Origin of the sequence: Kibdelosporangium phytohabitans (assembly GCF_001302585.1) — a bacterium.
Classification (GTDB): domain Bacteria; phylum Actinomycetota; class Actinomycetes; order Mycobacteriales; family Pseudonocardiaceae; genus Kibdelosporangium; species Kibdelosporangium phytohabitans.
Map to the genome: position 1 here is coordinate 1693972 of NZ_CP012752.1, position 12222 is coordinate 1706193.

General features: G+C 67.0%; 14 protein-coding genes. All 14 read left to right on the forward strand.

Features of this window, described 5'->3' with window-relative positions; genetic code table 11:
• The first annotated feature begins 43 nt into the window (after positions 1 to 43).
• Positions 44 to 1255: an SU10 major capsid protein gene (locus AOZ06_RS07790; protein WP_054288817.1), complete on the forward strand. Its 1212-nt coding sequence runs from the start codon at positions 44 to 46 to the stop codon at positions 1253 to 1255.
• Positions 1252 to 1680: a hypothetical protein gene (locus AOZ06_RS07795; protein WP_054288818.1), complete on the forward strand. Its 429-nt coding sequence runs from the start codon at positions 1252 to 1254 to the stop codon at positions 1678 to 1680. Before AOZ06_RS07790 ends, AOZ06_RS07795 begins: the two co-directional genes overlap by 4 nt.
• Positions 1681 to 1683: 3 nt before the next feature.
• Entirely contained in the window at positions 1684 to 2247 is a 564-nt protein-coding gene (locus AOZ06_RS07800) for a hypothetical protein (protein WP_054288819.1), read from the forward strand.
• 129 nt (positions 2248 to 2376) lie between these two features.
• A complete protein-coding gene (locus AOZ06_RS07805) occupies positions 2377 to 2724 on the forward strand; it encodes a phage head completion protein (RefSeq protein ID WP_054288820.1) in 348 nt (115 codons plus the stop codon).
• Positions 2721 to 3017, forward strand: coding sequence for a hypothetical protein (locus tag AOZ06_RS07810; RefSeq protein WP_054288821.1), 297 nt, complete (start codon positions 2721 to 2723; stop codon positions 3015 to 3017). The genes AOZ06_RS07805 and AOZ06_RS07810 overlap by 4 nt, the downstream gene beginning before the upstream one ends.
• A 4-nt stretch (positions 3018 to 3021) precedes the next feature.
• Positions 3022 to 3438 (forward strand): hypothetical protein, encoded by a 417-nt coding sequence (locus tag AOZ06_RS07815; RefSeq protein WP_157232901.1) that lies wholly within the window; start codon positions 3022 to 3024, stop codon positions 3436 to 3438.
• 48 nt (positions 3439 to 3486) lie between these two features.
• The gene (locus tag AOZ06_RS07820) at positions 3487 to 4092 is read left to right on the forward strand and encodes a phage tail tube protein (RefSeq protein WP_054288823.1); all 606 of its coding nucleotides are present in this window, start codon (positions 3487 to 3489) and stop codon (positions 4090 to 4092) included.
• 81 nt (positions 4093 to 4173) lie between these two features.
• On the forward strand, positions 4174 to 4551 hold the full coding sequence (locus AOZ06_RS07825) for a hypothetical protein (RefSeq protein WP_054288824.1): 378 nt from the start codon (positions 4174 to 4176) through the stop codon (positions 4549 to 4551).
• An 89-nt stretch (positions 4552 to 4640) separates the two neighbouring features.
• Entirely contained in the window at positions 4641 to 4967 is a 327-nt protein-coding gene (locus AOZ06_RS07830) for a DUF5361 domain-containing protein (protein ID WP_157232902.1), read from the forward strand.
• 12 nt (positions 4968 to 4979) lie between these two features.
• Positions 4980 to 7865, forward strand: coding sequence for a tape measure protein (locus tag AOZ06_RS07835; protein WP_054288826.1), 2886 nt, complete (start codon positions 4980 to 4982; stop codon positions 7863 to 7865).
• Positions 7865 to 8773 carry a phage distal tail protein gene (locus tag AOZ06_RS07840; RefSeq protein WP_054288827.1) on the forward strand — a complete coding sequence of 303 codons (909 nt, stop codon included), beginning with the start codon at positions 7865 to 7867 and terminating at the stop codon, positions 8771 to 8773. The genes AOZ06_RS07835 and AOZ06_RS07840 overlap by 1 nt, the downstream gene beginning before the upstream one ends.
• Before the next feature lie 12 nt (positions 8774 to 8785).
• Positions 8786 to 9976 (forward strand): hypothetical protein, encoded by a 1191-nt coding sequence (locus tag AOZ06_RS07845; RefSeq protein WP_054288828.1) that lies wholly within the window; start codon positions 8786 to 8788, stop codon positions 9974 to 9976.
• The gene (locus tag AOZ06_RS07850) at positions 9973 to 11199 is read left to right on the forward strand and encodes a hypothetical protein (RefSeq protein ID WP_054288829.1); all 1227 of its coding nucleotides are present in this window, start codon (positions 9973 to 9975) and stop codon (positions 11197 to 11199) included. Before AOZ06_RS07845 ends, AOZ06_RS07850 begins: the two co-directional genes overlap by 4 nt.
• Entirely contained in the window at positions 11196 to 11951 is a 756-nt protein-coding gene (locus AOZ06_RS07855) for a hypothetical protein (RefSeq protein ID WP_157232903.1), read from the forward strand. Before AOZ06_RS07850 ends, AOZ06_RS07855 begins: the two co-directional genes overlap by 4 nt.
• Positions 11952 to 12222: the final 271 nt, after the last annotated feature.

Genomic DNA, 12222 nt, shown 5'->3' on the forward strand with positions numbered 1-12222 from the left:
GGGCCAGCCCGGCTGTGCCCGACAACCAAGGAGGAACACCGCCATGGCGGGTATCACCGGGCAGGGAACCACGTTCAACCTGCCGAACTTCGTCGGCGAGCTGTTCGCCGTCACGCCCACCGACACGCCGTTCCTGTCGATGATCGGCGGGCTGTCGGGCGGCGAGCGCGCGAACAGCACACTGTTCCAGTGGCAGGGCTACGACCTGCGCGACGCCGACGAGAACCGGCAGCGGGTCGAGGGCGCGAACGCGCCGACCGCTGAGTCGCGGGTCCGGTTCAACCAGACCAACGTGGTCGAGATCCACCAGGAAGCGGTCGAGGTCAGCTACACCAAGCAGGCCGCGACCGGCCAGTACAACTCGACCGGCTCCAACCACCCCGGATCGGTCGGAATCTCTGGCGCCAACCCGGTGCTGGACGAGCTGGACTGGCAGGTGCAGCGGCACCTCGAGCAGATCGCTCGGGACGTCGAGCGCTCGTTCATCGTCGGACAGTTCCAGAACCCGTCCGACAACAACACGCCGCGCAAGACCCGCGGGATCATGCAGGCCACCGCGACGAACGTGTCCGCTCTGGGCACGCTCAAGGGCACGGCGACGATCGCCGCCTCCAACGAGACGTTCACGCTCTCGGCGCACGGCATGGCCAACGGCACCGCGGTGACCGTCACCAACCTCACCGGTGGCGCCGTGGGTGTGCTCAAGGAGAACGAGCTCTACTACGTCACCAACACGGCGACGAACACGTTCACGCTGGCCCCCAAGGCGGGCGGCTCGACGATCGCGTTCTCTGTCGACGGTGGCGCCGATGTCTACACCGCGACCCAACTGACCGAGGCGATCCTCCTGGATCTTCTGCAGGACATCTGGACGTCGGGCGGGATCCAGGTGTCGGAGACCGCGACCCTGATGTGCGGCGCCACAGCCAAGAGGCGCCTCACGAAGGTCTTCATCACAGACAAGGGTTTCCAGGAGCAGTCCCGCACGGTCGGCGGTGTCCGCTGCATGACGATCGAAACCGACTTCGGCACGCTCAACCTGGTGCTCAACCGGTACATGCCGACCGCGGCGATCCAGGTCGTGTCCGCCGAGGAGTGCGCACCGACATTCCTCGACATCCCCGGCAAGGGCTTCCTGTTCCAGGAGCCGCTCGCCAAGGTCGGCGCGGCGGACCGCCAGCAGATCTACGGCGAGGTCGGTCTCAAGTACGGCAACGAGAAGAAGCACGGCAAGCTGCTGCGGGTGTCGGCATGAGCCGCCGGTTCGAGTGTGTCCGCTTCCCTGAAGGCGTGGCGCATATCCGCACCGAGTCCGGGAACCTGGTCGAGTTCCGCGACGGCTTCGCCGACGTCGACGATGATGGCCTGGCCGACGAGTTGCTCGCCGTGCCGGAGGTCTTCGGCGTCACGGAGCTCGACTACGGCGACCGCTCGAAGGAACCCGAGCAGAACGGCGACAACGACCCCGCCGACGACCCCGCCGACGACTCCGCCGACGACGCTGACGCGTCCGACGAGGACACCGGCGACAGCAGCGACGCCGAGGGCTCTGGAGACGGTCGACCGGTTGTGCGCGCGCCCAAGGAGGAATGGGTGGCGTACGCGGTCGGCCAGGGCCTGAGCCAGGACGAGGCCGAGGCCATGTCCAAGCAGGAACTGATCGATCTGCTGAAGGGGTGACTGATGGCCGACATGCTCGCGACCGAGGGCGACCTGCAGAAGCTGATCCCGACGGTCGGGCTGGACACCGCGAAGGTCGTGCTGGAGGCGGCCACCGCGGTGGTCCAGGACGCGGCCGGGCAGCGCATCGTCAGGGTCGTCGACGACGTCGCGAGCATCCTCGGCACCATCGAGTCTTGGCTGCAACTGCCGCAGCAGCCGGTAGTCACGGTCACGGCGGTCGCGCTCGACGGCGCGGCCGTCACCGACTACAAGCACCACGGGTCACGGCTGTGGCGGCGGGAAGGCTGGCAGGCCAACCTCTACGAGCCGTCCACAGTCGAGTTCACCTACACCCACGGGTACGCGTCGACCGACCAGAAGCTGCAGCTGGCTCGGTCGGCAACGTGGATGCTGGCCAAGGGCGTGGTGTCGAACCCGACGATGCTGCAGTCGGAATCGCTGGGTGACTACTCCTACGCGTACCAGCAGATGGCCGCGCAGATGGAGGCCAGCCCGAACCTGCAGAAGTCGCTACGCCGCGCGTACGGCATCCGCGCCGGGCTGGTCCGGATCGGAGGATCGTGATGGACGACGTCAGGCCGACCACCGTGTGGTCCAAGTTCGACGGCAAGCCGTTCCCGCCCTGCGGGCCGATCGAACGGGCCGCCCTGCTCGCCGAAGGGCACCTGTCCGAACCGCCTCAGGAGGTGGACGATGCTGGCGAACCTGTTGACGCAGACGGCGGAGATCTTCAGACCGACGACGACGCAGGACAGGCACCAGAACCAGCAGGACGTGTGGCCGACGATCCCGACGTCGACGAAGCCGTGCCGCCTGCAACAGGTCGTCGGCCTGGAGGACAGTGACGGCCGAGACCTGTCCATCAGCCAGTGGAAGCTGTACCTGCCGGCCGACGCGGCCATCACTGAGAAGGATCGCGTCCGAGTCGGCGCCGATGTCTTCGAAGTGACCGCGGTGTACCCGGTGCCCTCGCCGCGGCTCGGCGCCACGCACCATCTGCAGTGCATGGTCACCACTTACTCGGGAGGTGTCGCATCGTGAGCAGCGCGCGGTTCGAGATCAACCCGGGCGCGATCGAGGCGATCCTGCACGGACCGCAGTCGATCGCACAGAAGAAGCGCCAGGGCGACAAGCTCGCCGACGCGTGGCGCGGGAACATCAACCGCATCACCGGCGCGACCGACCGGTCTATCGAGGTCGAGGTGCAGGGGTTCGAGGTGACGGTCGCGGCCGACACGTCCCGGGATCCCGAGTCGGCGTGGGTGTACCTGGAGTACGGGACCTCGAGCATGAGGGCGCAGGCTCCTGGCCGGCGCGCGATCCGGCGGCGGTGACGTGGTGACGCAGTGGCCGGTCGTCGTGATGCCGGACCCGACACAGCTGCTCATCGACCTGTTGTCCGCGCATCCCCAGCTTCCAGCGAGGTTGTCAGGCAAGGTCAGCAGCGAGTTGCCCCCAGACTTTCCAGAAGGCCTGCCGCGGCTTCAGGTGCGGGCGGTACCTGGTGCCGGGGCGCGGCCGGTGAAGATCCGGGTCGGACAGACCGCATTCGATCTCAACTCCTACGCGGTCACCGTGGACGAGGCTGAGCACAATGGCCGCATCGTCGCAGCGATCGTCCAGTCCCTCGTGGGAAAGTCGACGGCGAACGGCGGCATCGTCGACGTCGAGGTCACCGAACCGTTCCCGATTCCCGACGTGACCACCGCGGAACGCTGGGTCATTCCAGCGATCATCGCGTACCGCCCTATTTAGTGTCCGGTTCGGACGACCGGCATCCATTGTCAAACAAGGAGATCTCTCATGCCTCCGAGCACGAGTGGGCTGCTGGTCGGCAAGATCGGCAGCATCATGATCGCGCCGTACGGGACCACCGCCCCGTTCACGATCCCGCCGAGCGGGTCGTTCGACATCGCCGCCGCGGTCCTGCCGGGCGCCTGGACCGCGGCCGACCTCGGCTACCTGCACGAGGACGACACGCCAGAGTTCGGATTCGACGCGAGCTCGTCGACCATCACGGCGTGGCAGGCCAACGGCAACGTGCTGCGCACCCTGCTCAACAGCAAGATCCGGTCCGTGAAGTTCAGCTGCCGCGAGTTCAACCGTCGCGTATGGGCACTGCAGGAGCCGGGCACGGTCTGGACGACCGGCGCCAACGGTTCCTACTCCGCCTCGATCCCGGCCAACGGAGGCAATCCGCCCCGCGCGGGCCTGTTCGAGCTCAACGACCTGGACGTCGGATTCAAGGTCTGGTGGTACATCCCCCGCATGACCGTGTCCGCGTTCGGTGCGTTCAAGGCCGCGAACCAGGACACCATGAACGCCCAGTTCACCCTGAACTTCGAGGCGGTCAACTCGACCGACCCGCTGTACTACCTGGCCGGCAACCACCCTGGGTTCGCCGCCTGATCCCCGGGGCGCGTCCGCTGTGCGGCCGGCGCGCCCCGGCCCCACCTTCTGCCGCACGAGCCGCACAGAGAGAAGCCGCACATGGGCAGGAAAAAGCGACGTGGTCCACGGCCGGACCTGAAGGCGCCGCTCGGTGAGAACCAGGTCGAGGCCGAAGCACGCCAGGGTGTCATCGCGTTCACGTGGCGGGGGGTTGAGATCCTCGTCGATGTGACCGCGATCGAGTACGGCCGTGGCGCGTTCGCGCTGCGCCTGGTCGACAACGAGAATCTTCCGATCATGACCCGGGTCAACGCGGCTCTGGACATCTTCGAGGCCGCGATCGGCCAAGAGCAACTCGCCGCCGTCGTCGCGGTCGCGCCCCGTCTGTTCGACGACGTCGAGACTCTGACGAGCTTCTGGGGCGAGTTCAACAAGGCACTGCACGGCGCCGAACCGGGGGAATCCTCGGCCTCCTGAGTCTCCTGGACGACCAGGAGATTCAGGAGGCACTGGAGTACGACCTGCTCGGCCTCGGGCAGGACCTGCGTGACCTCTACACCAGCGACATGTCTATCAGGCGCTTCCGCGTCATCGTTCGTGGTTTGCCTGGCAGCTCCCGGCTTCACCGCGTGGTCCAGCGGCGCATGGAGGCCGAGGGCGTCGCGCCGACGCCCATCGAGCACCTGCCCAGCGACGCGTGGTCCACTGCCGAGCATCTACTCGCGACCGTCGCGGACAAGATCGAAGCGCTGACCTGGATGCAGGCTGACGCGAAATCACGCGGCCCCGCGCCGAACTGGCTGGCTCGGCCTGGTCAGACGGCACGGAAACCCAAAGGCGCCAGTGCATGGTTCGCCGGGCTCGGCTTGGGAGACACGCCAACGACTACCTGACGGAGGTGAGCCGTGGCGCGTGGGGTCGAGATCGGCCGCGGCTACATCGCCGTCGACGTGGACGAGGGCGGCGCCCGAGCCGCGCTCCGCTCGTTCGTCGGGTTCGCCGGGTCGGCGTTCAAGGCCGCCGCCGCCTCGGCCGCCGTCCTGATCGGCGCGGCTGCCAAGGTCGGCGTCGAGTTCAACTCGATGAAGGAACAGGCCACCGTCGCCTTTAACACGCTGCTCGGCAGCGGCGAGAAGGCGAAGGTGTTCCTCGAGGACCTGACCAAGTTCGCGGCTCAAACCCCGTTCGAGCTGCCCGGCCTGATCGACAATGCCAGGTCGCTGCTCGGCGTCGGCCTGGCCGCCGACAAGGTCATCCCCACGATGGGGGCGCTCGGCAACGCGGCCGGCGCGCTCGGCCTGAACCAGGACGCGTTCAACCGGGTCATGATCGCGACCGTCCAGGCGATGGGCAAGGGCAAGCTGCAGGGCGACGAGCTGCTGCAGATGGTCGAGGCCGGTATCCCGGTCTGGAACCTGCTGTCCAAGGCGACCGGCAAGACCGTGCCGGAGCTGCAGAAGCTGTCCGAGCAGGGCAAGCTGCTCAGCGCGGACGTGCTGCCGAAGCTGTTCGACCAGATGAACAAGGACTACGGCGGCGCCATGGCCGCGCAGTCCAAAACCCTCGCGGGACAGTGGTCATCGCTCAAGGACAACGCCCGGATCCTCGCGGGCAGCGGCTTCAAGCCGATCTTCGACGAGGCCAAGAACGTTGTCGGCGCGCTCGGCGAGCTGGCCGCGTCGGACGGTGCGAAGAAGTTCGCCGAGGACTTCGCGGCTGACCTGCAGAAGGGCATCGGCGCGGCGAAGATCTTCGGCACCAATCTCAAGGCCGAATTCGGTGACGACGCTCGCCGGGTCTTCCGCCAGTTGAAAGAATCCGGTGGCGAGGCCTGGGCCTCGTTCAAGGCCGATGGCGTGCCCACGCTGAAGGCGCTGGCGCAGGCGGCGATGAGCGTGCTGCCCGCCCTGCTTCAGCTGGCCCAAGCTGCTGGCGGTGTGCTTGTCGCCGTGCTGAAGGCGGCGCAGACCGTGCTCCAGGCGGTCGCGGACAACGCCGACGAGTTCGCGTCGGGCATCCAAACCGCGGCGAGCGTGGTCGGTGCGATCGCTGGCCCAGCGATCAAGGTCTTTGGTGCCGTGCTGCAGGTGGTGGCCGACGTGCTGGCAGCGGTCGTCCACCTGATCGGTGACCTGTCCGGACCGCTCGGTGTGGCGACTGGTGTCGTGCTCGCCTCGGTGGTCGCGTGGCGGCTTCTGTCCACTGTGATGGGTGGGGTCAAGACGGCGGTTGACGCCGTGAAGCCGTCCACGATCGCGGATGCGTTCGGCAACGCCTCCAAGAAGATCGACAACGCTGCGTTGTCGGCGGGCGTCATGACCGAGAAGTTCACCGGCTCGGCGACCGCTGGCGAGAAGGTGGCGACGGCAGGTTCTCGCGTGGGCAACGCTCTCCTGAAAGTCGGTACTGTGCTGCCGGTCGTCGGTCTCGGCGTCGCAGCGTTGGGTGGGTTGTTCGAGCTGACAAGCCAGAAGGCGCGCGAGCTCGAGCGGTCCGCGGGCGACATCGCCAAGGGGCTCGTCGCTGGCGGGTCGTCAGCCAAGCAGGCCGCGAAGGACCTCGCCGAGCTGGAGAAGAAGGCCGCCGACGCACAGCGTGAGCTCGACGAGTTCTACAAGCTGCAGCGCACCAACATCGAAGGCGGCGACGCCGGTGTGGCCGCCGCACAGAAGCAGAACCTCGACGATCTCAGAAACGCGGTCGGCAAGGCCAAGACCGAATACGACAACCTCGTCAAGTCGCTCGGCCCGGTCGGTGTGGCGCAAGCGCGGGTGTCGCAGGCACAGCAGGACTACAACGCCGCGGTACAGACGTACGGCCCCACGTCGTCGCAAGCGCTCAGTGCTCAGCGGCTTCTGGTGATCGAGACGGAGAACCTCGAGAAGCAGCAACGGCAGGCGGCGGACGCGACGCGTAGCCACACGCAGTCGCTGTACGAGCTCGCATCGCAGGCGCTGGCGGCTGCCAATGCCGACTTGCAGTTGCGGCAATCGCGGGTCGCGATCACTGAGGCGCAAAAGGCGTACACCGACGCGGTCAAACTGCATGGCATCAGCAGCAACGAAGCCGTGCAGGCCGAGCTCAACTTGGAGGCCAGCATCCTGCGGGCAGCTGAGGCTGCGCGGCAGAAGGCTATCGCTGACAACGCGGGCAAGTCGTCGTCCGATCAAGCGAAGGCAGCGAATGCCGCGTATGCCAACGAGTTGTTGCGGATGGCTTCGGCGGCCGGAGACGCTGCTCCGGCGAGTTTGCAGCGGTTGATCGGTGGCTTGTCCGCGGCCGAACTGCAGGCGCTGGGCGCGAAAGTCAAGATTGACGCGTTCGGCAATGCGGTCATCAGCGTGCCCGGCCAGAAAGACGTCAAGATCACCGCTGAGAACGCTGCGGCGCTCAAGGAGGTCGCGGCAGTGCAGGACGCACTGTCGGAGGCGCAGCGGCGCGCGGTCATCACGATCCAGGTACGGCAGGCCCGTGCCGCGACGATCGGTGAACTACCCGGTGGCGGCATGGCGTTCTCGAACCCCAGCGCGCGGGTCAAGGCCGTGGGTGGTGCGATCCGGGCGGACGGCGGCGCGTACACGGTCGGTGAGCGCGGCCCGGAGATCATCTTCCCCGACCGAGCGGGGTACGTGGCGACGGCAACGCAGTCGAAGTCCATTCTCGACAACCTCGGCCGGAACCCCGGCAAGATCGAACAGAACAACTACTTCACCGCTCCCATGGACGAGGCCGCGTACGCGGCGCAGGCATCGCAGCGCATGGCGTGGCTGGCCAAGACGGGAGGCCGCTGATGCCGACCCCATTGGACACCACGTTCGCCGTTGGCGGGGTGACGTTCGGTGTGTTCCCGTTCGTCGACGGCAACGGCGTCGAGTGGCAGGGGGATGCTGTCGACGGCTGGTACGAGTCACCTGGGAGGAAGCTCTCACAGGCGTCCCGGCCGGCCGACGACGGCGTCTACGACGGGCAGTCCTACAGCGAGGCGCGCGTCATCACACTGGAGGGCGCGGTGCTCGCGCCGACCCGTGCGCTTTCCGATGCGGCGAACGACACGTTCAACGCGCTGCTCACCTCCGGTGCGAAAGAAGTCCTGACGGTGGTCGAGCCGTCGTGGACGCGGCAGTGCGCGGTGCAGCGCGCGGCCGGCAAACCGGAAGTACAGCGGGTCAACGAGTTGCATTGGATCTACCAGCTGCAGCTCGTGGCGCCTGATCCACGCAAGTACTCGTCAACCGTCCGTTCGGTGAGCACCGGGCTGGCGAAACCAGCGGCAGGTGGCGTCCAGTGGAACGGGCCTACCGGCACCACCGGTGTCCAGTGGAACGGCCCCGCCGGGACCGCGGGGGTGCTGTGGCAGTCGGTGTCCGGCACGAGCGGTGTCATGACGATGACGAACGCGTGGGCGGCGAAGACGCCGATCGTCTTCACCGTCACCGGCCCGGCGGTGAATCCGAAGATCACCAACCTGCTCACACAGGAAGTCATCCAGTGGCAAGGCACGCTCACCGCCGCGGACACACTGGTGATCGACACCGGAACCGGCCGGGTGACGCTGAACGGCGTCAAGCGCAAGACGATGCTCCGCTTCGACTTCTTCTCACTCGGTCCATTGCAGACCGTCAACATCCTGTTCCAGGCAGACGCCCCGACGTCCCCTGCCGCGCTGCTCACTGGGCAGTGGCGCGACGCGGCTATCTAGGAGGAGGGCCGGATGCCCACCACAACGAACCTGGCGGCGATCACCAACGGGGACCTCATCCCGCTGTTGGACGACGCGGGCGGCGGCAGTTACACCCAGGGCCGCAACAACGCCAAGGACATCCGGCAGGGCCTGGTGAACGTGCTGGCCGCGCCGAACGGCGGCGCATACACGCGCCGCGCTGGCGTGCTGCCGACGACGTACAACAACAGCGGGAAGTACTGGTCGGACCTGCGGGTCGCCGGACAGGGCTCACCGAGCACCTCGATCACGCTCGGTGCCGGGCAGATGGTCCTGCCGCGGACCGGGCAGGGCTACTACCTGCTGTCGCTCACCCAGGACCTCACTGTCGCGCTGGCCAACGCCGACGGCGCGAACCCTCGCTGGGACCGGCTGTGTCTCAAGGGCTACGACAAGGAAGCGTTTCCCGGTGACGCCGTGCACGGCCCCTACCTCGTGGCCGTCTACGGCGACCCGGCCGGATCGCCGTCTCTGCCCGCGATCCCGACCGACTCGATCGAGATAGCCCGGATCCTGCGCGCGGCCGGGTCGCCCGGGGACCTCATCGGCAGCGGCACCGCGCCGATCACCGACATGCGCGTCGGGACCGCGATGTACGGCACCCCTCGCGTTCTACTGCCGGGTGACGCCCTCGCCAACGCCGGTGGCTATCACGGCGAAATGCGCCTGCGTGACGAGAACTTCGTCGCGGCCGGCCTGCCCGCCAAGAGCCTCGTCGACCGATGGTCTGCCGTCACATCCCAGTGGCACGGCACCACACAACTGCTGCTGCCCCAACCAAGCCAGACCGGTTTCGGCAGCCTCGGAGCCGGGGTCACAGCCACCATCGCCCAGGTCACCATTCCGTGGCCGGGCTGGCCGTACAAAGTGGTTGTGCGCGCGGCACAGCTTGGCTTCTTCCACGCGTCCAGCGTGGGCCTGGCCGCCGAGGTGCAGGTGCGCGTCGACTCCACCACCTACGCCACATCTGGCTACGTCGCGTGGGCCAAGAACACCAACGCTGTGGGAAACGTGGAAGCGATGGTCTCGACACCCGGCGGATCGTCGGCGGCCATCACCGACGGCAACTCGCATGTCGTGTCGATGATCTGCAAGAACAGTTCCCCTGGAACGCCCTTCACCATCCAAACGGGATCGTTCTACGCCTACGAGCTCAGCATTCACCCGGTCGGTGACGGATGACCGCTGCCGTACTGCCCGCCTGGCGCGTCTTCATCACCGACACCAGGACCGGCCGCGTGGTTGACGACCTGCCGTACCTGGACACTCCGCGCTACGAATACGGCATCAACACCGCTGGTGGGTGGGGTATCAGGGTACCAATCGGTGACACGCTGTCGGCGCAAGACCTCGACGAGCTGTCCGATCCATGGCGGTTCTCGATCGGTGTGGCAATCGGCAACCACATCGCGCAGATGGGCCCGCTCGTGGGCGAGTCCTACAACGACGATGACGGCCTGGCCGTCGTCGACCTGTCCGGCGGCGGCATCTGGAACTACCTCACCACCAAGCGTCTGCTCGTCACCGGCGACGTCAACGGAACGACCATAAAAACCGCAGCCGCGGACGTCGTCTTCGGGCCCGGCGCCACCAGCCCCAAGGGGACGCCGATCCCGCCGGCGAACCAGAACCTGAGCCTGCACACCATCGCCAAGCGCATGCTGCAGATCTCGATGGCACGCACCAACGGCGCGCTGCCGATCCTGCTGCCCGCCGACATCGCAGGCACTGCGGAACGCGAGTACCCCGGCTACGACCTCGCATACCTCGGCGAGCGGCTCATGCAGGTCACCCAGGTCGAGGCCGGGCCGGAGATCGAATTCCGGCCCCGGTACGTCGACGAGACCCGGACGTTCGTGCAGTGGGAGATGCGCATCGGCACGCCGGCCGCAGGCGGCCGGCTCGGCAACCTCAACGGGCTGCACCAGTGGGAGTACGGCAAGGCCCTGGTCAAGGTCCACATGAACCGTGACGGATCCCAGCAGACGCACACGCGGTACGAACGCGGCGCGGGCATGGAACGGGACCTGCTGCTCGGCTACGCGGCCGACTCGTCGTTCGCGACGACGTTCGGCTGGCCGCTCCTCGAGGACGTGGGCGGTCAGCACACCTCAGCCACCGAGCAGAGCACGCTGGACAACTGGGCCGCCGGTGCGGTCAACACGTACAAGAAGCCGGTCACCACCTGGACAGCTGTGATCAGGCTCGCCGGAGACAACGGCTTCGGCGAGGACACCACCTCGCCGTCGGTGTTCGAGTTCGCCGTCGGCGACACCGCCATCTTCCAGATGAAGGGACATCGGCGGATCCGGGACGGCCGGTACCTCGTCCGGATCCTTTCCGTCGCAGGTGACTCCCGAGACACAGCGAAGCTCAACGTCCAACTAATCGGGGAGGTGACGTGACACTCCCAGGTGGACCAGCGCCGCAGGCAACGCAGCGCCTGGAACAAGACGTGCTCGCGCTGCGCGCCGAGCTCGAAGAGCTGAAGCGCCGCACCTTGTATTCGGCGGCTATCGGCGCGGGCGGGCTGCGGGTCTACGACGGCGGCGCCATCTCGGTCGAGAGCGGCATGGGGCACGACACGTTCTACGCCGGAAAGTCCGACGTCAACGGCAAACAGGTCACGTTCCTCAAGCGACACAACGGGTCGAACGTATTCGGCACGGGCATCTACGTCCCCAACGGCGAGCAGTACTGGGCGATGTACGACCGCGGCAACAACATCCTGGTGTCGGACGACGCGGCGAGCGGTGTTGGGCTGGCGAACCCGTGGCTGAGCATTCCGCTGTACCCGTGCTTCTCGGTTGCGGCCTCTGCGATCTACGGGTACATGAACTTGCCGGCATCCAGCGTCGCGTCCGAAACGGTGCTGTGGAGCGGCCGGATTCCCCAAATGCACCACGGGTTCGTCGGGATCGACGGCGTTTGGGGTCAGGCAAGTGGCGCCAACAGCGCGACTTACAAGCTCAAGCTCAACGGCACGATCGTCGGTTCGTGGTCCACCGGTGGCGCGCTGGAGGTCGCGAACAAGGGGCCGTTCAACGCGAACGCCTTCATCAACCAGCAGTGGATCGCTGTCGACCTGACTGTCCAGGCGTCCGGCACCGGGAACGTGGCCGCGCAGATCGCCGGGTGCACATGCCGCGGCAGCTGACCATCCAGATTGGACGGAACCGTGCGTGAACAGACGAACACGACGCAAGCTCACGTGGAAGGGCCTCCAGGATGGGCTGATGTTTTTCAGCGGCCTGGGCGCGTTCCTGTGGCAAGCGGTACCGGTGAAGTCGGATCCCTGGCTTCTCGGCGCCGCGCTGGCGATGATGAGCGGCCCGGCGGTGGTGCGGTCGATAGCTATGGCGATCGCGTCGCGTGGTTCCGCTACCACGTTGCCGCCATCTCCATCAGCACCGCCGGAACCTGCGCAG

Coding starts and splice junctions, on each gene's coding strand:
- AOZ06_RS07850 (WP_054288829.1), top strand. CDS start 9,973: ATGACCGCTGCCGTACTGCCCGCCTGGCGCGTCTTCATCACCGACACC.
- AOZ06_RS07840 (WP_054288827.1), top strand. CDS start 7,865: ATGCCGACCCCATTGGACACCACGTTCGCCGTTGGCGGGGTGACGTTC.
- AOZ06_RS07795 (WP_054288818.1), top strand. CDS start 1,252: ATGAGCCGCCGGTTCGAGTGTGTCCGCTTCCCTGAAGGCGTGGCGCAT.
- AOZ06_RS07845 (WP_054288828.1), top strand. CDS start 8,786: ATGCCCACCACAACGAACCTGGCGGCGATCACCAACGGGGACCTCATC.
- AOZ06_RS07825 (WP_054288824.1), top strand. CDS start 4,174: ATGGGCAGGAAAAAGCGACGTGGTCCACGGCCGGACCTGAAGGCGCCG.
- AOZ06_RS07805 (WP_054288820.1), top strand. CDS start 2,377: ATGCTGGCGAACCTGTTGACGCAGACGGCGGAGATCTTCAGACCGACG.
- AOZ06_RS07800 (WP_054288819.1), top strand. CDS start 1,684: ATGGCCGACATGCTCGCGACCGAGGGCGACCTGCAGAAGCTGATCCCG.
- AOZ06_RS07830 (WP_157232902.1), top strand. CDS start 4,641: ATGTCTATCAGGCGCTTCCGCGTCATCGTTCGTGGTTTGCCTGGCAGC.
- AOZ06_RS07790 (WP_054288817.1), top strand. CDS start 44: ATGGCGGGTATCACCGGGCAGGGAACCACGTTCAACCTGCCGAACTTC.
- AOZ06_RS07820 (WP_054288823.1), top strand. CDS start 3,487: ATGCCTCCGAGCACGAGTGGGCTGCTGGTCGGCAAGATCGGCAGCATC.